The 20,436-nt window shown below is 71.3% G+C and carries 12 protein-coding genes; 3 read left to right on the top strand and 9 right to left on the bottom strand.

The features are described 5' to 3' along the window. Nucleotides 1-23 precede the first annotated feature (23 nt). From BY998_RS24340 to BY998_RS11845, 3 genes are all read right to left on the bottom strand, one after another. Nucleotides 24-1,985, bottom strand: a complete 1,962-nt coding sequence (locus BY998_RS24340) for a hypothetical protein (RefSeq protein ID WP_110351815.1) — start codon at nt 1,983-1,985, stop codon at nt 24-26. 214 nt (nt 1,986-2,199) lie between these two features. Next, nucleotides 2,200-3,114, bottom strand: a complete 915-nt coding sequence (locus BY998_RS11840) for a hypothetical protein (RefSeq protein WP_110351816.1) — start codon at nt 3,112-3,114, stop codon at nt 2,200-2,202. A 486-nt stretch (nt 3,115-3,600) separates the two neighbouring features. Continuing rightward, nucleotides 3,601-4,095: a hypothetical protein gene (locus BY998_RS11845; RefSeq protein WP_110351817.1), complete on the bottom strand. Its 495-nt coding sequence runs from the start codon at nt 4,093-4,095 to the stop codon at nt 3,601-3,603. Between the two features lie 148 nt (nt 4,096-4,243). Between BY998_RS11845 and BY998_RS11850 the strand changes: the two genes are divergently transcribed. Next, nucleotides 4,244-4,822 carry a hypothetical protein gene (locus BY998_RS11850; RefSeq protein WP_110351818.1) on the top strand — a complete coding sequence of 193 codons (579 nt, stop codon included), beginning with the start codon at nt 4,244-4,246 and terminating at the stop codon, nt 4,820-4,822. Between the two features lie 19 nt (nt 4,823-4,841). Here BY998_RS11850 and BY998_RS11855 read toward each other — a convergent pair whose 3' ends face one another. From BY998_RS11855 to BY998_RS11875, 5 genes are all read right to left on the bottom strand, one after another. Continuing rightward, entirely contained in the window at nt 4,842-5,522 is a 681-nt protein-coding gene (locus tag BY998_RS11855; RefSeq protein WP_110351819.1) for a response regulator transcription factor, read from the bottom strand. Next, complete coding sequence (locus tag BY998_RS11860; RefSeq protein WP_181425493.1) at nt 5,519-6,547, bottom strand: sensor histidine kinase; 1,029 nt, start codon at nt 6,545-6,547, stop codon at nt 5,519-5,521. The genes BY998_RS11855 and BY998_RS11860 overlap by 4 nt, the downstream gene beginning before the upstream one ends. A 360-nt stretch (nt 6,548-6,907) precedes the next feature. Beyond that, the gene (locus BY998_RS24735; RefSeq protein ID WP_110351821.1) at nt 6,908-8,257 is read right to left on the bottom strand and encodes an exopolysaccharide biosynthesis polyprenyl glycosylphosphotransferase; all 1,350 of its coding nucleotides are present in this window, start codon (nt 8,255-8,257) and stop codon (nt 6,908-6,910) included. Between the two features lie 176 nt (nt 8,258-8,433). Next, entirely contained in the window at nt 8,434-9,708 is a 1,275-nt protein-coding gene (locus BY998_RS11870) for a glycosyltransferase family 4 protein (RefSeq protein ID WP_110351822.1), read from the bottom strand. Nucleotides 9,709-9,765: 57 nt separating this feature from the next. Further along, the gene (locus BY998_RS11875) at nt 9,766-10,575 is read right to left on the bottom strand and encodes a WecB/TagA/CpsF family glycosyltransferase (RefSeq protein WP_110351823.1); all 810 of its coding nucleotides are present in this window, start codon (nt 10,573-10,575) and stop codon (nt 9,766-9,768) included. A 515-nt stretch (nt 10,576-11,090) separates the two neighbouring features. Between BY998_RS11875 and BY998_RS11880 the strand changes: the two genes are divergently transcribed. After that, on the top strand, nt 11,091-12,293 hold the full coding sequence (locus tag BY998_RS11880; protein ID WP_110351824.1) for a glycosyltransferase family 2 protein: 1,203 nt from the start codon (nt 11,091-11,093) through the stop codon (nt 12,291-12,293). Further along, nucleotides 12,280-13,335, top strand: coding sequence for a hypothetical protein (locus tag BY998_RS11885; RefSeq protein WP_110351825.1), 1,056 nt, complete (start codon nt 12,280-12,282; stop codon nt 13,333-13,335). The genes BY998_RS11880 and BY998_RS11885 overlap by 14 nt, the downstream gene beginning before the upstream one ends. 437 nt (nt 13,336-13,772) lie before the next feature. On the opposite strand, the gene BY998_RS11890 is transcribed toward BY998_RS11885, so the two are convergent. Further along, nucleotides 13,773-20,210, bottom strand: coding sequence for a type I polyketide synthase (locus BY998_RS11890; RefSeq protein ID WP_110351826.1), 6,438 nt, complete (start codon nt 20,208-20,210; stop codon nt 13,773-13,775). Nucleotides 20,211-20,436 lie beyond the last annotated feature (226 nt).

A 20,436-nucleotide genomic window follows, 5' to 3' on the forward strand; every position in this document is an offset into this window, starting at 1 on the left:
GGCTGCTCCGATGCTGATGGCCCTTACGACAGCATCCCGTGGAAGAGATCCTGCTGCATGTGGCTGTCGGCCGTGACCGTGCTCGGGCCGGGCAGTTCGATCGGAACGCTCTCGGTCAGCCCCGTGAACGCCACGATCTCCGGCACGAGATTGTGCGTGTCGCCGACCGTAATCTGCGTCGATTGCGTGACGAAGTTCGCCTGAAGGAGGATGGCGGTATCGTAATGATGACCCCCGACGAACTGGAGGTCGGAGGTCGTCCCTACATTGGCGATGCCGGCGAGGTTGACGAGGTGGTTGCCGCCCGATTCCGCGTTCTGAGTCGAGGCGGTCGGCTCGCCGGATGGCGTGACGCCGGGTCCGGCGGACGCGGCGTGCTGCACGATGCCGTCGACGTCGGAGACGATATTCGTCTGCTGGATGACGTTGATGTCGTAGAAGTCGCCGGTGACGTAGAGGATGTTCAGGGTGGCACCGTGGGACGGGAAGGTCGCCGCCAGCTCCGGCGGGAGGACGCCGTCATGGAGCCCCTCGAGGGCGTTGCCGAGCGTCGCACTGAGCGGACGGAACTCGTCGCTTCCGTAGCGGTCGATCGCGGCCTTGTTCTCGAGGGTGTTGTCGCCCGTGCTGATCGATTGCGAGACGTTGTCCTGGCGCGCCGTGTAGGCCCGGATGGCGTCGTCGTTGAGCAGCACGTTGGTCTGATGGATCAGGTTGGTGCTGTGGTAGTTGCCGTCGACGACGATGAGGTCGTAGCGGGCGCCGATCTCGCTGAGGCGAAAGCTGTTGTTCTCCAGGTTCTCGCCGGCATGGACGGCGTAGTAGGCGCCGAAATTGCCCTGCACCGTCACGTCGTTGTCGCTCAGGACGTTGACCTGGCGCAGGACGTTGACGCCGTAGAAGTCGCCGTCGATCCGGTCGACCTGGGCAAAGGTGCCGAAACTGAGGTGCTTCACGAGGCCGGAGGTGTCGTGGTCGGCCATGCGCGCGGTGTTGTGCGCCTCGTTGCCGTCGGTGACGATGCTGCGAGAGAGCGTGTCGCCGGCGACCGAGATCTCCGCACGGCTCATCAGGACGTTGACCTGCAGGATGGCGTCGGTGGTGTAGGCGTTCCCCTTCACCGCCAGTGCGGTGGCATGGCCGTGGTCGTCGAGGATCGTGGCCGTGTTGACGCTCACGTTGCCGCCGGTCTGCGCATCGAGTCCCGGATCGGTCAGGCCGTCGCGGGCGTCCCGTACGACCGAAGGCGCCTTGGGCAGTTCGAAGCGCAGCGAGGCATCCGGCGACTGCAGCACGCCGTCGACATAGGTGCCCATCGGATGGGGCGGCGCAGCGTCCCGGCCGGCCTCGTCGGCGCCTTGAAGAGACTGCGCCGCGTCGCGGTGCAGGACGAGTTCGACGGCCTCGGCCGTCGTCGGGTTGTGGAGCGTCAGGTCCGCGGGCAGCCGCGATTGGGCCATCTTACTGAGCGCGGCGATCGTGCCGTCGATGTCGACATCGTGGAAGTGAGCGAGATCGACATCCGTGCGCATCAGCAGGACATCGTCGTCCACCATGCGGTTGACCTGGCGGACCTGCAGGAGTTGCTGGTCGGGGTCGACGTCGATCGCCGCCTCAGCGTGGCCCCGGCTACCACCACCCCCGCCGCCGCCGGGCGGCAGCAGGCGTCCGGCCGGGAGGGGCCCCGGGGAGAACGGATCGTCCGGTGTCGCCAGAGGCGGGCGATGGCCGGGAAGGCCGGGGAGCCGGGGAAAGGCCTCCGTGCCGGGGGAGAGATCGGCCCGGAACGGGCGGCTCGGAAGCTCGTCGAGCGGCCGGTCCGGATCGGGTTCGGCGGGGGGGCGGGGAAGCCAGGGTTGGAGCTTGGCGGGATGCGCCGGATCCTCGTAGCCGTCGCGGACCCGCGGCACACCCTCGTTCAGGCGAAGATGGCCGATGAAGTGGGCGATGATGTCCGAGACATCCGTCGTTCCGCCTGCAAGCATGGCAGCGTTCCCCGACCCGGCCGCGTCATGGCGCGATCCACTCCCGTGACGATGCGTTCGCCGTATTCTCGAGAGGGTATGCTGAACTTCTGCTTCGAAGTTGCTATTCTTGAAGTCTGACCGACGATTTTCTTGATGATTTTCTTGGAACGTCTTTCAGATGGGTCGGCCCGCGTCCTGCGACGCGGGCCGACCTGTCGTATCGATACTGTTATCAGGCGTCGCCGGGGGTAGCGTCCGACATGGAGTCGCCGCCCACGACGCTGATCGGCATCGTGTTGTACTGGATGTTGGCGCCCATCACGATGTGCTGCGTGAAGGCCTCCTGGGTCAGCGTGCCCGAGCCGTTGGCGGTGCCGTTGGCCGTGCCGTGATCGCCGATGTCAGTCGTGTTGGTGGCGTTGCCGCCGTTGGCGGTGGCGTTCTGCGTGAACGAGAAGCTCGGACCGCCCGGATCGAGCGGCAGGAAGCTCATCGCACCCATGTCCCCGCCGCCGCCGGCGCTGACATCGAGGCCGACGCTGGCACCGTTCAGCACGTCGGTGTCGACGAGGCTGTTGACCTGATCGAGGTTGAAGATGTTGCCGTCGCCGTTCAGCGTCTGGATCGACAGATCGGGCAGGTTGATGAAGTTGCCGTCGAGGGAGTCGAAGCCGAGGTCGTCCATGTGCAGGACGGAGGTCTCGGTGGGCGGGCCGAACTCGCCGGAGACGCTGACGTCCACGGTCGTGCTCACGGTCGTGGTGACGTCGTTGGTGACCGCGTTGTCGACGGAGTTGTTGACGTCGTTGTCGACGCCGTTCTCGCTGTAGTTCAGGTTGGCATTGCCGTTCAGGTTGCCGTTGGCATTGCCGTTCAGGTTGCCGTTCTCACTGAGGTTGCCGCTGTAGCTCTCGACTTCGTTGCCGGCGTAGTTGTTCGCCTCGTTCGACGAGGACTGCGACTGCTCCTGACCCTGGCCCTGATCTTGGCCCTGGCCCTGATCCTGGCCCTGGCCCTGCAGCTGACCCTGCAGCTCGCCCTGGCCCTGGAGCTGACCCTGCAGCTCGGCCTGGCCCTGGAGCTGACCCTGCGCTTCGAGCTGCGCGATGGCGGCGGGCCCGAAGTTCCGGTTCGATTCGTTGCTCATGATGACGTCTCCCGCAATAGGTGACGGCAGGCAGCAGGACGGGACGCCGATCATCTACGTCGACGCAAAATCCTTGGAACCGTGCCGTCTGAGATCCCCGGGGCCGCCTTCGTTCGGAAGCGGTTGCGTCGGGGTGAGGTGACGGTCGCACCCGGCGGCGGGGCTGTCAGGGTTAAAAAACGGTAAACGCCTGTCAGGAAAAACCGAACCGCCGCTCCGAAAGGTGGGCCCTGGTGCGGGACGGCCACAGCCCCGCAAGGCGTGCCCGGCGCGGCGCCATCGTCCGAAAGGGGGTGTTCGAGGCCAGCGGGGGCCGTGCCGCTCCGCGATCGAGCTCATTCGGTCGGCCTGGGCTCGTCCTTCCGGACGCGGTCTTACGCCAAGCTGCACCGACCCTGGCCGGTGCTCCTGTTTCGTGAGTCCGGCGGACGCCCGCCGCCCCGCTCTCCCGGGGGTCATCGCCGACGAATCATGATCATCGGGGGATCAGGAACGCAGCACCCCGTCCCGCACGGCCTCGCCGGAGGTCCAGCGCTCCACGAAGCGCTCCCAGAGCGCCTGCGCCTCCAGCGCAGCCGGCCCCGGCTCCTCGGCATCGTAGGCTTCGCCCTGCACCGCGCTCAGGGTCGCGTGAAAGGCCACCGCGTCGGCGCAGCCGAGGAGGAAGGCACCGTCCTCGCCCAGGCTCAGGCAGACGATGCGCTCGGCCAGCACCGAGCGCGGCAGGCCCGTCAGACCGCCGCAGACGTCGAGTTGCACCGCGCCGATGCCCTCGGACCCGATATTCGGGCAGGCGTCCCGTGCAAGTCCCGAGACCGAGGCGATCAGGAATCCGATGAGGTAGGGGTCGTTGAGGCTCTGCGGGTTCGTCTCGCCGACCTGCCGCAGCGAGTCGTTGAAGGGCCGCAGGGAGGCCAGCACGGCGGAGCGGGCACGGCGGCTGCGCCAGAGATCGCAGAGGGCGGCGATGTGGCTGATCATGGTGCCGGAATCCCGATGGGCGGCCTCGATGCCGCCTTCCCCTCCGCGATGTTCTGCTATGATGGGCCCGCCGGCCGCAGAGGTGATCCGGCGGGGGGCGATTCTCTCTCTCCCCGGACCTCATCCGGACCCGGGCCGAGCCTGCACCATGCCCTCACGGCTTCCCCCTCCCCCGAACTTCCGCGCCGTCGAGAAGGCCGCGCCGGGGTTTGCCGAGCGGCAGCATCACATCCTGATGCAGATCGGCAATCTCGGCCTGAACTGGTCGAACAACGAGAGCATGTTCATCTACGTACTGATGCTACTCCTCGACATTGAGGAGGTCGATGCCGCGATCATCTTCTCCACGCTGAACACCACCCGCGCCCGGCTCGACCTCGTGCGCCGGCTGGCGACGGTCAAGCTTCGCGACGAGACGGCGGCGCTGACGCTCAAGCGGCTGCTGCGCCGGTTCGAGAGTGCGACCCGGCTGCGCAACGAGTTCAATCACTGCATGTACAAGCTCAACGCGCAGGGCGAGATCACGCATACGCACCTGATGCGTCCGCACGAGGCGGGCGGGCGGCTGACGCTCGGCGAATTGCGCGAAATGGACGAGGACCGCGTCCAGGAGATCGTCGAGGCCAACCGCCAGCTCAAGCGGCTCAACCGCGACCTGTGGGACTTCCTGCCCCAGCTGCGCGCCGCGCTCGGCACGCGGGCCGAGCCGCCCGCCGCGCCGGCATAGAAGCGGGACGAAGCGTCCCTCAGGCGACGCTGTGGAGCCAGCCCCGCAGCACCGCGTACTGCACGATCTTGGCCCGGCTGCGCAGGTCGAGCTTCTCCGCCGCCCGGGCCTTGTAGGTCTCGATCGATTTCGAGGTGATCGCGAGCTTGGCCGCGATCTCCTTGTTCGTGTAGCCGAGGGCGATGAAGCGGATGATCTCCTCCTCGCGCACCGAGAGCGAGGCCATGAGGATCCGCCGCAGGTTGTCGCGCGCGGTCGGCGCGATTCGCTCGGTCGCCAGATGCTGGCTCGCGACCATCGGGTCGAGATAGATGCCGCCGGCATGGACCGAGCGGATCGCGAGGAGGAGGTTGTCGCTCGTGGCGCGCTTGAGCACGTAGCCGCGCGCGCCCGCCGCCAAGGCCTGCTGCACGTAGAGGCGATCCTCGTGGACGCTGAGCATGATCGTCGGCACGGGGCTGCGCTCGGCGTTCAGCTTGGAGGCCAGGGTGATCCCGTTCAGATCCGGCATCGCGATGTCGAGGACGGCGATGTCCGGCTTGGCCTCGGCGACGACCTGAAGCGCGCGGGCGCCGCTGGTCGCGGTGGCGACCACCTCGATGTCCTCGGTCTCGCCGATGAGGTTCGCCACCCCCGACAGGAACATCGGATGATCGTCGGCGAGGACGACTCGAATTCTGCTGGGCTCGAAATCCGTCATGTGCGCCTCTCTGGAGTGCCGATGCGGGCGACGAGGGTGGTGCCCGATTCGGGGGAGGATTCGATCTCGAAGCTTCCCCCGACCAGCCCGACCCGCTCCCGCATTCCGACGATGCCGAACTTTCCGTCCGCGACGAGCCGGGAGGTCGAGAGACCGCCCTCCCGGCAACCGATGCCGTCATCCTCGACGATGAGCGAGACGGCCTCCCCCTCGTACTGGAGCGCCACGCTCACCGTGGTCACGCCCGCGGCGTGCTTGGCGATGTTGGTGAGCGCTTCCTGGCACAGCCGATACAGGGTGATCTCGACGTCCGAGGCCAGATCGGGCTCCCGGCCCGTGAGACCGAAATCGGTCGCCACGCCGCGGCTCGCGCCCCAATCCGTGACGAGGCGGCGCAGCGCGACGCCGAGCCCGAAATCGTCGAGCGCGGTGGGACGCAGTTCGACCGCGATGCGGTGGAGCTCCTTCGATACCTCGCCCAGCTGCGACCGCAGGCGCTGGATCTGCTCGCGCCCGGCGGCCGAGGTGACATGCTTCTCCAGCGCCCCGATCCCCATGGCCAGCGCCGCGATGGATTGTCCGCTCTGGTCGTGGAGGTCGCGGGCGAGCCGCAGGCGCTCCTCGTGGCCGATGCGGTAGAGGCGGGTCAGGATCTGGTCCCGCTCGGGCCCGACCCGCTCCCCGCGCGCGGGATCGGACGCCTCCTCCGGGAGGGAGCCCGCCCCGAAGAGATGCGCGAGGACGCAGCCGCCCTCCACGTCCTCCACCCAGGCCGCCCGGCAGCGGAAGCGGCGCCGCCGCGATCCGTCGTGAAGGTCGAGCACGCCCGACAGCGGCTGCGCCGACCGTGCGCAGAGCGAGAGGTAGGAAGCGAGGCGCCGCGCCTCCTGCGAGCCGGGGGGAACCAGCGTCCGCCCCGGCAGGGCCGCGGGCAGTTGCGCCCGGGCCGCGCGGTTGCGCTGGACGAGGGTTCCGTCGGTGCGCAGGAGCAGGACCGGGTCCGCGATGGCGTCAAGGACGGGCATCGGCCGCGCGACCGGATGGAGGGCGGGGCGCGGGGCGCATCGATCGGAAAGGACGTCGCTGGTTTCGTACCGGCCGGTCTCGCACGGAATCCGCCTTGTTTCCTCGCCGGAACGAAACGCGCTGAGCAACGAGGCCTGAAAATCACGCATCACGTCTCGAGCCATGAATGGATCGAAAGACTGGCATGGCACTTGCGGGGTACCATCGAGTCCCCCGTCGATCCCCTGCCGGTCGAGCGCGAAGCTAGAACCGGCATCCGCGTGCTCGCAGTTCGACAAAGGGCGTACGCCGCTACCCTATCGGTGGGACGGCGCACGGGCGATCGCCTGCCCGCGCGGCTGGGCCGCGTCGGCCCGTCCTCAGTAAGCGGTCTCGGAGGAGACCACTTCCCGGCAGGTCTGGAGGATGATCCGCAGATCGAACCAGAGGCTGCGTCGCTCGATATAGGTCAGGTCCAGCTCAATTCGGCGGCGCAAGGCCTCGTCCGTACCCGTCTCGCCGCGGCAGCCGCAGACCTGGGCCCAGCCGGTGATGCCGGGCTTCACCTGGTGACGGCGGTGATAGTCGGCGATGCGGAGGGCGAACTCGTAGTCGTGCCCGAGGGCGTGCGGCCGGGGGCCGACGAGCGACATGTCGCCCTTCAGCACGTTGAAGAGCTGCGGCAGCTCGTCGAGGCTGGTGCGACGCAGGATGCGGCCGAGCGGCGTCACCCGCGGATCGTGCCGATAGGCCTGCACCAGGGCGGCGTCGCGGGGCTGAACCGTCATCGTCCGGAACTTGTAGATCTCGAACGGCCGCCCGTGCAGGCCGCCGCGCATCTGCCGGAACAGGACCGGCCCCTCCGAGGTCATGCGGATCAGGACGGCGAGGATGAGCAGCAGCGGGGCGAGCAGAAGGCACAGCATCCCGGCGCCGACGACATCGAAGGCACGCTTGATCGCCTCCCCGTCACCGGGCCGCGCCGCGGGCGCCTCGAGGCCGGCCCGCTCCGTCGGCGAGAGCCGCGGCAGCGCGCGGCGCCGCCCTGCCTGCGCGCTCGGGCGCGGCTCGGTCAGGGTGCTCGGCGGCACGCGCTTGCGCCCGGCCGGCATCCGCCGGGACGAGACGTAGCGCGCCGGCGCGCCGGGGCGCGGCGATGCGGCGGCCGGATCGGCCGTCGCGGCGGGAGGCCGGTCGGGGACAAAGGCCGCGACCCCGCTCGGGTCGGCATCCGAGGATGGGACCGGGAAGAGCGGGATTCCGCGCGCCTCGGCGCTCCGGCGCAGCAGCACCGCGAGGGTGTAGCGCTGAACCAGCAGCACGGCCGGGCCCATCACGGCGAACGCGGTGATCCCGTCATGGGCGATGTCGAGGCGGATCTGCAGCCCCACGGTCAGGAGCCAAGCCAGCGGCAGCAGGCCGGGCCAGATCAGGAGCAGCGCCTTGACCGCCTGGAGCGGCCGCGAGGCGGCATCCGTGTCGTAGGCGCCGCACAGGGCCATCAGCGGCAGGGTGAAGGCCGTCGGGAAGGCCGCGATCGCCGCGAGACGAAGCGGATCGGCCGTCTGCTCGGCGAGATGCGCCGCGCCCGCCTGGGCGAGCAGCGCCGCGCCGACCAGCGCGAAGGCGTCGAGCGTGACGAGGACGGGACCGAGTTGCCCGAACGAATTCGAGCGAAGTTGGATCCGCGGCGAGAGACCCGTCGAGTTTCCGATGACCTGCTCGCTCATGACCTGCCTCAACCGTCCTCGGGACGCCGACGGGGCTCGTGTTGATCGGATGGGTTGATACGCGACGGAACGACACTGAGACTTTGGCGAATATTCAGCCTGTCGATCGACATGCTGATCTTGCTTCGATTTCCACTTACGCTTCGACGATGCGGCCTACTCTTCGTTGACAAATTTCAGGGCGTATCGAGGAGCTCGGCGTTCGGCAGGCGGCCGGCGGCGCGCCTCCCTTCCCGCACGGCCCGGTTCCTCGCGTCGGCCTCCCGGAACAGTCCGACCAATGTGCCGGCCAGGAGCCGCCGGTCGTGCAGGCGCGCGACGCGCTCGCGTCCGACCGCCCCCCGGGCGGCGAGGTCTTCCGGCGTCGCGGCGAGCGACGCCTCCATCGCCCGCATCAGCGCCCGCACGTCGCCGGGCGGGATCAGCCAGCCGCAGGCATCGTCGAGCAGTTCGGGGATGCCGGCGACGCGGGTCGAGACGACGGGCCGGCCGAGGGCGAAGGCCTCCATGATGACCACGGGCAGACCCTCGGCGAGGCTCGGCAGGAGCAGGGCGCGGCTGGCGGCGATGTGCTCGCGCACCTCGGCATTGCTCGCCCAGCCGTGGAGGATCACCCGGTCCGCCACGTCGTGGCGCCGGCAGGCGGCCTCGACCTCTTCCCGGCTCTCGCCGTCGCCGATCAGGATCACCTTGAGGTCGGGATAGCGCCAGCGCAGGGCCGCCACCGCCGCCGGGATCGCCGCCTGCGCCTTGGCGGGGCAGAGGCGTCCGACGCAGACGAAGGTGCGGTTGTCGGCTCTCTGGGGCTCAACCGCCGCGAACTCCTCGAGCGCGATCCCGCAGCGCGCGACGCGGATCTTGGCCGCATCCTCCGGCCGGGCCAGGTCCGTGAGGCGGTCGCGGCAGAAATCGGAGATCGCGACGACGAACTGCGCGTGCGCGATCTTCTCGGCAAAGCCGAAGCGCTCCGGCGCCTCGAACTCGTCCGGCCCGTGGGCGGTGAAGCTGTAGCTCGGGCCACCCATCAGCCGGGCCAGCATCGCCACGGTGGCTGCGTTGGTGGCGAAGTGGACGTGGATGTGGTCGATGCCCTCGGCCGCCGCACGCCGGCGCAGGCAGGCCGCCTGGAGCAGGTAGGCGACGGGGCGCACCCATCCGTTGCGGGCGGCCCGGGCGAGCCGCAGCCACGGGCCGAAGCTGCGGCCGAGGCCGAGCGGGTTGAGCAGCGCTTCGAGCAGGGCGGCGGCGAGCAGTCCGGCGAGATTGCGGGTCAGCAGGTAATGCGTCTCGGCCTGCTCCGCCCGGTCGCGGGGATCGACCAGCGCCTGCGGCCACGCCCGGATCGCGTAGCGCCGGATCCGGCATCCGAGGAGTTCGAGCGCCTCGATCTCACGCCGGATGAAGGTCGTGCTCGGCAGCGGATAGGTGTTCATCAGATACGCGACCTTCATGGCCGGGTGTCCTTCGATCGGTGATCCGGGCGGGGCGACGGGCGGGACCGGCATGGCTCAGGGCTCCGTCGGTCGAGGCAGGGCCCGCCGCGCCGCGACGCGGATGGCGGCCTCCGCGAGGGCGAGGCGGGCGAGCGGTGCGACCCCGAACAGGTAGCGGCGCCAGAGCCTGTTCGGCTCGCCGGCGAGTCGGTGGAGCCATTCGAGGCCCGCCCGCTGCATCCAGAGCGGCGCCCGGCGCTTGCGGCCGACGAGGAATTCGAGGGACGCACCCACGCACAGGGCGATCCCCCGCGCCGCCGGATCGAGGGAGGCCTGGAAGGCGATGCGCTCCGAGCGCGGGGCGCCGACGGCGATGAAGGTGAAGCGCGCGGTGCTGCCCGCGACGAAGGCGGCGCAGGCCGCGAGCGCGGCCGGGTCCCGGTCGATGTCCGGCGGGGCGGACAAGATCTCGAACGCGACCTCCGGAAAGGCCGCGCGCATCTCCGCGGCCAGGGAGGGATGCGCCACCACCAGGGCGATCCGGTCGCCGGGGCCGATCACCGATCGGAACAGGATCTCGGTCAGCGTCGAGCCGGGCAGATGCGGGAGCCCGCCGGGAATCAGCAGCCGCGAGAGGGCCGCGATCGGCTTGCTGTCGCACAGCGAGAGCCATGCGCCGTCGTAGAGCGGGGCCAGCGAAGGGTCGGCGCCCAGGCGCACCACATGGTCGACATTGGGCGTGACGACGTAGCGGAACGGGCCCGGCTCGGCGTCCTTCGGTGCCCGCGACAGCAGAGCCAGAACTTCGGCACGGCCGAGGCTGTCGAAGGGCGCCTTCAGGAAGCGTTCGCGAAGACTGAGCGGGCTGACGAGACCGACAGGCATGGTTTCGGCTCCAGTGGATCCGAGCGCGGGCCGTCCGATCTGTCGATCCTTTCGGCGCTCAAGGCTCAGCCTGGAGCAAGTGCATGGGATGCAGTGGGCCAGAAGTAAGCAAATCGATCGCCAATCCGGCCCCGCATACTTCCATTAACCAAGGATTAAACGACGTTCCTGCCTGCAATCGGATACACCTATCGCGCCTACTCATCTTTCCTGATCACGGAAGATGGAACGTGATGCACGGACAGGTTGGCACGAGTATCGTATCCGTCTTTCGGACAGGATCATTATCTTAGGGATATTCTTCTCGGCCCCGTGCCGTCACAACCTCAGGCCAAGGCGGTAGGGCCTGCGCCTTTCGACGTTCCGAAAGGAGCATTGGCCCCCGGCACGGACCGACGGAGTGTCGAGGCGAGGGCGCCGCCCGGAATCGGGACGCGCGCCGCGCACGGGGAGAATTCCCCCGCGCCCTCCCGAAGGATCGAGCGAATGTCCCACGAGACGATGCGAGGCCGCCGATGACCGTGGTTCTTGTCCTTCTGTCGGGCCTCGTCGGGCTCGCCTGCGCCCTCCTGGCGATTCCCGTGGCCGTGTTCGCCACGGAAGTCGCCGCCGCTCACCGCCGACGGGCCCGCCCGAGCCCGCAAGCGCTCCCGTTCGACCGGCCGCCCCTCGCGGTCGTCGTGCCGGCCCATGACGAGGAGCGCGATCTCGGCGCGGCGCTCGACAGCATCCGGGCGCAGCTGCGTCCGGGCGACCGCCTCGTCGTGGTGGCGGACAACTGCACGGACCGCACGGCGGAGATCGCCGAACGAGCGGGCGCCGAGGTGGTGGAGCGCCGCAATCCCTTCGCCCGCGGCAAGGGCTACGCCATGGATGCCGGCATCCGCCACCTCCAGGCTGCCCCGCCGCCGCTGGTGCTGTTCGTCGATGCCGACTGCCTCGTCGCCGACGGCGCGTTCGACGCCCTCGCCCGCACCGTGCTGGAACGGCGGCGCCCGGCCCAGGCGGTCTTCGTCAGCGTGCCCTTCCCCGGCACGGGCGCGGCGCTCGGCGTCGCCCGCTTCGCCTACATCCTGAAGAACGTGGTGCGGCCCCAGGGTTTGGCGGCCCTGGGCCTGCCCTGCCAGCTCACCGGAAGCGGCATGGCCTTTCCCTGGTCGATCATCGCCGGGGCCCGGATCGCCAGCGGCGAGATCGTCGAGGATCTCAAGCTCGGCCTCGATTGCGCGCGGGCAGGGCATCCGCCGGTCCTGTGCGAGGCGGCGCGGGTGACGAGTGCGTTCCCGCAGACGGCGCGGGCGGTGGTGGACCAGCGCGAGCGGTGGCAGCGGGGCCATCTGAACCAGATCGCCGCCGCGCTCCCCTCTCTCCTCGCCGGCCTGCTGCGCCGCGACGCCGCCCTGCTGGCCCAGGTGCTCGACGTGATGGTGCCGCCCCTGACGCTCCTGCTGGCGGCCAACCTCGCCCTGACCGCGCTCGCTGCGATCGCGGTTCTGGCCGGTGCCTCGGCCGTGCCCCTGGCGATGGCCCTAGCGAACGTCACGGTTCTGGCGCTGGCCCTCGTCGCCGGATGGCGGCTCGCGCGCGCCGAGGACGGCTTCACCTGCGGGCCGGCGGAACTGGCCGCCTACTTCCTCGGCAACGTCACCCTCTACCGGCGCGTCCTCACGCGCAGGCCGCTGGGTTGGGTCAGGACGGACCGCGGTGGCCTGTCGTGAACGCCCCGGCGCGCGCCTGCGCCGCCTTGCCGCCATCGGCCTCATCGCCGTGAGCGCCGCCCCGGTCCGCGCGGAGGAGGCGTCGCCGCGCCGCGTCTTCGTCTCGGGTCACAGCCTCGTCGACCGGCCGCTTCTCGACGACCTCGCGCGCATCTCCGCGAGCCTCGGGCCGAACCTCGCCTGGAGCCGGCGCCACGCGAGCGGCTCGACCATCGCCCAGCGCGCCTGCCGCGAGGGAGCGCCCGCAATCGACGAGAGCTCCGGCCCCGGCGCGGAGGCCGGCCCCTACGACACCCTGGTCGTGACCGAGCAGCACGACCTGATGGGCGCGGTCCTGTGGAACGACACGATCGGCGAACTCGCCCGGCTGCACGATTGCTTCGCTGCGCGCAATCCGGGCATCGCGACGTGGTTCTACGTCCCGTGGATCTCCCTTGAGGACAAGCGCGACCCGGCAAGCTGGCTTGCATACGAGCGGGCGGCGGCGCCGCTCTGGCGCTGCATCGTCGCCGCGGCGAACCGGCGCTCGGACGCCGCGCGGGCGGGCAACCGCATCCGCGTGATCCCGGCCGCCTCGGCGCTGGCCGCGCTGATCGAGCGGACGCCGCCTGGATGGCGGGCGGCGGAGCCCGGGGAGGCGGCCGCGCGCCTGATCGAGGACGATGTCCATCCCACGCGGCTCGGCGCCTACGCGCTCGCGCTCCTCGTCGAGGCGGCCACGACCGGGCGCGCGCCGCGCGGGGCCTGGGCGCCGGACGGCGTCGCGCCGGACACGGCGGACGCCCTTCAGGCCTTCGCCGGAGACGTGGCGGCCCGTGCGGCGCGGGAGCCGGAGCCCGATCCGGCGGATTGCGCGAAGCGGCTGCGCGTCCAGGCGACCGAACTGTTCTGGCCCTACATGGAGCGGACGATGTGGCGCCCGCAGGCCGGCTTCGTCGAGGCGCGCCGGACGCTCTGGACCAAGGCGCTGCGCTGGCGCTGGAAGATGTGGCGCGAGCCGGACTGGACACCGTTCGCCCCGCCCCCGGAGGCACGCGGCTGACGGACGGGCGCGACCCGTCCCGTGATCCTGTGATCGAGGGACGGATCGCGGTCGCGAGACCACCGATGAAGCGTGATGATCATCATCGACGGATCTCTTGCAGTATCCGCATGATGACTCCGGTGACTTCGCCGTCCTTGCGAGGCGAAGCCGCGGCAATCCAGGGCTCCGCATTGCCCGGAAAGGTCGCGCTCCGGATCGCTTCGGCTCCGCCTCGCGATGACGGAATGCTGCGCATCCCGAAGCGACCGGCCGGAAACGGTCTCAGAGCGCTTTCCGACGAAGCGGACACCGGTTCGTCGAAAGTAAGCGCGGCACGACGAAGGCTGAAGATGCGTCCCGACCCCACGTGGTCGGGCGCCGCTCTAGCGCCTCACGAAACGCTCGGCCACGGACCGCTCTCACGCAGCCGGTGCTGCGGGAGCTGTGTGAGACACTCAGGCGGGCACGGCGGCCGCTTCGGCCTCGGCGAGGTGGCGGCGCATCCGGGCGGCGAGCACCCGGACGTTGGGCTCCAGCACCATGCCGTCGTGGTCCCCTGAGACCTGCACGATGGAAAGGTCCGGCAGGTAGGGCGACCAGCCGTTGTCCTCGCGGATCAGCGAGCGGTTGACGTCGAGCCGGCGCCCGCCGGAGAGGCGGTGGAGGACCTGCACCTGCGGCCGGTAGAGGATCACCCGTCCGGGGTAAGCGTGCAGCACCAGCCGGTCGAGGGCACTGCGGAAGGCGGCCTCGATGGCGTCGTTGTGGAACTGCTCGGCCCCCACCTCCCGGGGCGCGGCCATGCGCTCGCGCAGGCGCATCGCCTCCCAGCGCGCGCGGCGCCGGAGCCATTCGGTGAGGAAGCCGCCGCCCTTCGCCCGGAACTCCTGCGCCTTCATGGTCAGCCGGTCGGTGACCGAGAGCGTCACGCGCTGGGGCACCGGCGTGTCGAGGAGCAGCACGGCCGCCACCTCCTCGCCCTCCTCGCGCAGGCGCCGGGCCATCGCCATGGCGGCGAGCCCGCCGCCGGAGAAGCCGCCGAGCAAGTAGGGCCCGTGCGGCTGCACCGCGCGGATCTCGGCGCAGTAGTCGCGCGCCATCTCCTCGAAGGTCTCGTGCGGCGCGTGCTCGCCGTAGAGCCCCCGCGCCTGCAGGCCGTAGACCGGTCGCTCCGCGCCGATCTGAAGGGCGAGGTGGCGCAGGTTGAGCACGTTGCCGAACATGCCGGCGCAGAGGAAGAACGGCGTGCGCGCCGCGTCCGCCCGCACCTGCATCGGCACCACGTGCAGCCATTTCGGGGATGCCGTCACCGTCGATCCGGCCGCCGCGGTCTCCGAGCCGCCGTCGCCGGCGGGAGCCGCCGCTCCCGGCCGGTCGCCGAGCAGAGCCGCGAGGGCGGCGATGGTGGGCGCCTCGAACAGCACCGAGATCGGCAGGTCGGCCGCGAAGCGCTCGCGCACCTTGCGCAGCAGCCGCACGGCGATGAGCGAGTGGCCGCCGACCTCGAAGAAGTTGTCCTCGACCCCGACCCGGGCGATGCCGAGCAGTTCGGTCCAGAAGCCCACCAGCGCCCGCTCGGTCTCGGTGCGCGGTGCGAGATAGGCCGCCTCGCTCTCGGGCCGCTCGAACAGCGAGGGGCGCGGGGCGGTCTCGGCCGGCGGAGCGGCGGCGCGGGCGCGCAGGGCCGCGAGATCCATCGAACTGACGACGACCTGCGGCCGCCCGGCCCGCAGCGCCCGGAACAGCGCCTCGACGCCCTCCTCCGGTCGGATGCCCTGGCGGACGAGGGCGGCGAGCGCCCGCGCCGCGGAGGCCGAAGCCTGGGGCGCCTCGACCCGCGGCGCCGCGACCTCGATGCCCGCCTCGGACGCCTCCAGCGTGACGCCGCCGTCGAGGCGCCTCACCGTGAAGCCCTCGACCTCCATAATCAGAGCACCGCCGGCATCGGTGATGCTGATGTCGAAGCTCGCGAAGCCCTCGCCCTCGCTGGCACCGAGCCGGATGCGGCTCGTCACCTCGGCGGGCAGCGGACCGTGCACCCGCACGCGGCGATAGGAGACCGGCACCCAGAGCGCGGCCGCCGCTTCGTAGCCCGGCACGAGCGCCATGGCGCAGCCGGTGGCGATGTCGAGCAGCGCCGGGTGGAGTAGGAAGCCCGCTTCAAGGTCGGCCCGGTAGGCCGGGTCGAGGGCGAGCCGGGCGCGCGCGCTGCCCTCGGCGAGGTCGAGGCTGCGCAGCACCCGCCAGCGCGGCCCGAAGCGCAGATGCGCCTCCTGCACCGAGGGGATGGCCGCGGGCAGTCCTCCGGCCGGCGCGGGGGCGACCGTACGCGAGGCAGCGCCGGGGATCAGGCGGATGCGTCCCTGCGCGTGGCGGCGGAAGCCGGACCGTCCCCCTGCGCTCGCGAGGCTGCGCACGTCCAGGCGGAAGCCGTCGCCCTGCGGCTCCAGGCGCACCTGCACCCGGCCGCTCTGCCCGTCCGGCACGTGGAGCGGGCGCAGGAAGACGAGATCCTCCAGCGCGAAACCGCCCTCGACGCCGTGCTCGCGCAGGGCCTGGGCCGCGATCTCGAGATAGCCGGTGCCCGGCCAGATCGCCCTGCCCGAACCCACCCGGTGCTCGTCGAGGATCCAGGCGGCTTTTCCCTCCGACGCGCTCCAGCTCCCTTCCAGGCAGTGGCCGCCGCTGCCGTCCTCGGCCCAGGCGTTGAAGAGCGGTCCGCGCGGGGCCGGCCGCGGCGGCAGGGCGCGCGCCGGCGCGACCGCGCGGGCGGCGAGCCCGATCTCGTTCCAGATTCCCCAGTGGATCGCCACCGTGCGGCAGCCGGCACGATGGGACTGCGCCTCCGCGAAGGCGTTCAGGTAGGCGTTGGCCGCCACGTAATCGACCTGTCCCGCCGGGGCCGTGTCGGCACTGGTGGAAGAGAACAGGACGAAGAGGTCGAGGGGATCGTCCAGGGTCAGGGCGTGCAGGTTGCGCGTGCCGTGGATCTTCGGCGCGAGCACAGCCTCGATCTCGGCCTCGCTCTTGAGGGCGACGAGCCCGTCGCGCACGAGGCCGGCGGCGTGGATCACGCCGTTGATCGGCCCGAAGGCGGCGCGCGCCTCGGCCAGCACCGCACCCAACTCCTCCGGGTTGCTGATGTCGGCGCAGCCGTAGAGCACCTTCGCGCCGAGCGCTTCGAGCCCGCGGATGCGCGCGATCGCCCGCCCCGTCCGGCCCTGCTCGCCATGCACGCGCAGGAGGTCGTCCCACAGGGCGCGCTCGGGCAGGATCGTGCGGCCCACGAGCACGAGGCGGGCGCGGTAGCGGCGGGCCAGGGCTTCGCAGACCGTTCCCGCAATGTCGCCGAGGCCGCCGGTGACGAGATAGACGCCGCCCTCGCGAAAGGCCGCTTCGCCCGCCTCCGCCGGGTCGAGGGGCAGCGGCGAGAAGTCCAGGCTCCAGCGGCGGCTGCGGTGGTAGGCCACCGTCTCGGTCGCCGGCTCGGCCATCAGATCGTCCCACAACCGTTCGAAGTCGCCGCCGGGCGCCTCGGTCCGGGCCGCGCGCCCGCGACCGGACCGGCTCGCCCCGTCGAACTGGTCCACGTCGATGGTGCGGATCGTGACGCCCGGCATCTCCTTCGGGATGACGAGGGCCGGGCCGAGCACGGTCGCCTTGTCCGGCTGGGCCGGGGCGCGGTCGCCGACCGCCTGCATCCCGCGGGTCACGACCGTGGCGTGGAGTGTCGCCTCGCCCATCGCCTGCATCAGGCCGACGAGGCAGGAGAAGCCGCGTTCCAGGACGTGGTGGAACGGGCTGGAGCCCGGCCGGACACGCTCCTCCCGCGTCATCAGCCACAGGTGGAGGAGGCGGTCGGGGCGGCGCCCGTCGGCGTCGAGCGCCTGGATCAGCGCCTCGTAGCCGGGCCGGCCATCCTCGGGGCAGAGTGCGTAGAGTTCGGGCCCGCGCCGACCGAACAGGTCGCCCGGCACCACCTCCGTGACCCGGTGCCCGGCCGCGCGCAGCCGCGCGACGAGGGCTTGCCCGACCGGCTCCTCGTCACGGAAGACGAGCCAGGTGCGGGAGGTGGAATCGGCCTCGACCTCCAGCGCCGCCGCCGATTGCCGCCAGACCGGCCGGTAGCCCCAGGCCGCGATGTCGGCCCGCTTCTCAGGCACCGCTTCGGCCGCGCCGGGAGCGACCCGCTCCACGGCGTCGAGGAAGTAGCGCTGGTGCTGGAACGGGTAGGTCGGCAGCGCCACCCGGCGACAATCGCGGCCCTGCCAGAGCAGGCCCGGATCGACGGCGAGGCCGGTCGCCCAGGCGCGGCCGAAGGCGGCGAGGAAGGCGAGGCGGGCATCCGTCGCCTCGTCCGCGTGGGGCAGGCTGTTGAGGATGGCATTGGCGGGAATCGTCCCCTGCGCCTTGGCGAGCGAGGCGAGGGTGCGGCCCGGGCCGACCTCGACGTAGATCCGCCCCCGGTCGGCGGCGAGCAGGGCCAGGCCGTCGGTGAAGCGCACCGTCGAGCGCAAGTGCGAGACCCAGTAGAGCGGGTCGCAGGCCTGCGCCTCGGTGAGCCAGGTACCGGTGAGGTTCGAGACCACCGGAATCGCGGGCGGACGCAGCCTGAGCGTGCGCAGATAGGCTTCGAACCGCGGCAGGATCGGATCGAGCATGCGCGAATGGGCGGCGATGTTGATCGCCACCGGGGCGGTCTCGATGCCCTCCGCCTTCAGCGCCTCGCCGAACGACGCGAGCGCGTCGGTGGGACCCGAGACGACGCAGAGCGCCGGCCCGTTCACCGAGGCGAGGTCGAGGGTATCGGGGAGCCGGGTCCGCAGCGCCTCGGCGTCGAGGGCGACGCTGAGCATGCCGCCGCCCGTCACCGTGTCGAACAATTCGCCGCGCAGCCGCACGAGGCCGACCGCCTCGCGGAAGGTCATGATTCCGGCGACGCAAGCGGCGGCGTTCTCGCCCATGGAATGGCCGATCAGCGCCGCGGGCTTCAGGCCGCGGGCCTGCCAGAGCCGGGCGAGCGCGACCTCGCAGATCAGGATCGCCGGCAGCTGGCGCGAGGGGCGCAAGAGCCACTGCGCGGCTTGCGGTTCGCGGGACTCGGCCCCGAGCCAGTGGGCGCGGATCTCGGCGGCGGCCTCCGGCGGCAGGTAGCCCAAGCCCTCGTCCAAAGCGGCGCGGAAGACCGGCTCGCCCTCGTAGAGCCCGCGCGCCATGCCGGGATGCTGCGCGCCCCCGCCCGGGAACAGGAACGCGGCGCCCGAGGCGTCAGGCACGAGCGTATGGGTGTGGAGGCGCCGCCCGTCGCCGCCGGTGAGCAGCGCGACCGCCTCGGCCTGGCTACCCGCCGCCAGCACCCGGCGGTGCTCGAAATGGCGCCGGCCGCTCCACAAGGTGTAGGCGGCATCCGCCAGCGGCAGGTCGGGCCGGCGCTCCAGCTCGGCCGCGAGTGCGCGACCCGCCTCGTCGAGCGCCGCGCGGCTGCGGGCGGAGAGCACGATGAGTTCAGGTCCCTCCGCTCCGGCGGCCGGGCGGGCGCGGGCGGCGGGGGCCGCCTCCAGGATGGCGTGTGCGTTGGTGCCGCCGACGCCGAGCGCGTTGACCGCGGCCCGGCGCGGGCCGGCACCGCGCGGCCAGGGGGTGAGCCGGTCGGCGACGGCGAAGGGGCTGCCGGCGAAGTCGATCGCCGGGTTCGGCCGCTCGAAGCCGAGGCTTGCCGGGATCTCCCCGTGCCGCAGGGCGAGCAGCGCCTTGATCATCCCGACGATGCCCGCGGCGGTGTCGAGATGGCCGATATTGGTCTTCACCGAGCCGACCCGGCAGAAGCCGGTGCCGCCGGTGCTCTGACGGAAGGCCTGGGTGAGCGCCGCGATCTCGATCGGGTCGCCGAGATAGGTGCCGGTGCCGTGGCACTCGACATACTGGATCGAATCGGCGTCGATCCCCGCAAGCCCCTGCGCCTCCACGATGGCGCGGGCCTGCCCGTCGATGCTGGGGGCGAGGTAGCCGGCCTTGCCCGCGCCGTCGTTGTTGATCGCGGTCGCCTTGATGACACCCTGGATGGGATCGCCGTCGCGCAGGGCGTCGCCGAGGCGGCGCAGGACGACGACGCCGACGCCGGAGCCGAACACCGTGCCGGCGGCGCGGTGGTCGAAGGCGCGGCAGACGCCGTCGGGCGCCAGGATCTCGCCCTCCTGCGCGAGGTAGCCGCGCCGGTGCGGCAGCTCGATGGTGACGCCGCCGGCCAGCGCCATGTCGCACTCGCGGGCGAGCAGGCTCTGGCAGGCGCTGTGGACCGCCACCAGGGAGGTCGAGCAGGCGGTCTGCACGTTCACGCTCGGTCCCTTCAGGTCGAACAGGAACGAGGCGCGGGTGGTGAGGAAGTCCTTGTCGTTGCCGGTATGGCGCAGCAGGAACAGGCCGGTCTCCTCGACCAGCTCCCGGTGGCTCAGCACGTTGTCGTAGAAGTAGCTGCCCATGCCGCAGCCGGCGAAGACGCCCACGGGGCCGGCCTCGCGCTCCGGCGGACGGGCGGCGCTCTCCATCGCCTCCCAGGCGCATTCGAGGAAGTGGCGGTGCTGCGGGTCCATCACCGCGGCCTCCTTCGGGCTCATCCCGAAGAAGCCGGCATCGAACCCTTCCATGTCGGGCAGGTCGGCGCAGACGGCGACGTAGTTCGGCAGCCGGGAGCGGGCGGGCGACTCGCCGGCCGCGTCGAGCTCCTCCATCGTCAGCGGGCGGATCGAGCTGACGCCGCCGCGCAGGTTCTCCCAGAACTCGCGGGTGTTGCGGGCGCCCGGAACCCGCAGGGCCATGCCGATCACGGCGATGTCGGTCTCCGAAACCTCGGCTTCGGTGGCGGCAAAGGCGGAGGGTGGCGGGGAGACGGACATGGAACGGTCGAGCCCTCTTGCGGCGCGGCTTGAGCGCCCCTCGGCGGAGGGCGCGCATCGCTCAGGCTAGCGAGAGGCGGGGTTGAGCCGCCATCCGGCCAAAACGAGGGGCCGCCCGTCCGTCGGGCGGCGCCCCCTCTCCCCCGGAAGGCGTAGCAGTCGCTCGATTGGCGGCGTGGAGCCGCACGCCCGGCGAGACTTAAGAGCAGGAGGCGTCACTTCCTCC

It is taken from the genome of Methylobacterium sp. B4, from assembly GCF_003201865.1.
Classification (GTDB): domain Bacteria; phylum Pseudomonadota; class Alphaproteobacteria; order Rhizobiales; family Beijerinckiaceae; genus Methylobacterium.

What these genes read in the sequence shown, in the direction of transcription:
- BY998_RS11840 (WP_110351816.1), bottom strand. Translation starts at nt 3,114, where the DNA reads ATGAGCAACGAATCGAACCGGAACTTCGGGCCCGCCGCCATCGCGCAG.
- BY998_RS11875 (WP_110351823.1), bottom strand. Translation starts at nt 10,575, where the DNA reads ATGCCTGTCGGTCTCGTCAGCCCGCTCAGTCTTCGCGAACGCTTCCTG.
- BY998_RS11860 (WP_181425493.1), bottom strand. Translation starts at nt 6,547, where the DNA reads ATGCCCGTCCTTGACGCCATCGCGGACCCGGTCCTGCTCCTGCGCACC.
- BY998_RS11870 (WP_110351822.1), bottom strand. Translation starts at nt 9,708, where the DNA reads ATGAAGGTCGCGTATCTGATGAACACCTATCCGCTGCCGAGCACGACC.
- BY998_RS24735 (WP_110351821.1), bottom strand. Translation starts at nt 8,257, where the DNA reads ATGAGCGAGCAGGTCATCGGAAACTCGACGGGTCTCTCGCCGCGGATC.
- BY998_RS11845 (WP_110351817.1), bottom strand. Translation starts at nt 4,095, where the DNA reads ATGATCAGCCACATCGCCGCCCTCTGCGATCTCTGGCGCAGCCGCCGT.
- BY998_RS11850 (WP_110351818.1), top strand. Translation starts at nt 4,244, where the DNA reads ATGCCCTCACGGCTTCCCCCTCCCCCGAACTTCCGCGCCGTCGAGAAG.
- BY998_RS11890 (WP_110351826.1), bottom strand. Translation starts at nt 20,210, where the DNA reads ATGTCCGTCTCCCCGCCACCCTCCGCCTTTGCCGCCACCGAAGCCGAG.
- BY998_RS11880 (WP_110351824.1), top strand. Translation starts at nt 11,091, where the DNA reads ATGACCGTGGTTCTTGTCCTTCTGTCGGGCCTCGTCGGGCTCGCCTGC.
- BY998_RS11855 (WP_110351819.1), bottom strand. Translation starts at nt 5,522, where the DNA reads ATGACGGATTTCGAGCCCAGCAGAATTCGAGTCGTCCTCGCCGACGAT.
- BY998_RS24340 (WP_110351815.1), bottom strand. Translation starts at nt 1,985, where the DNA reads ATGCTTGCAGGCGGAACGACGGATGTCTCGGACATCATCGCCCACTTC.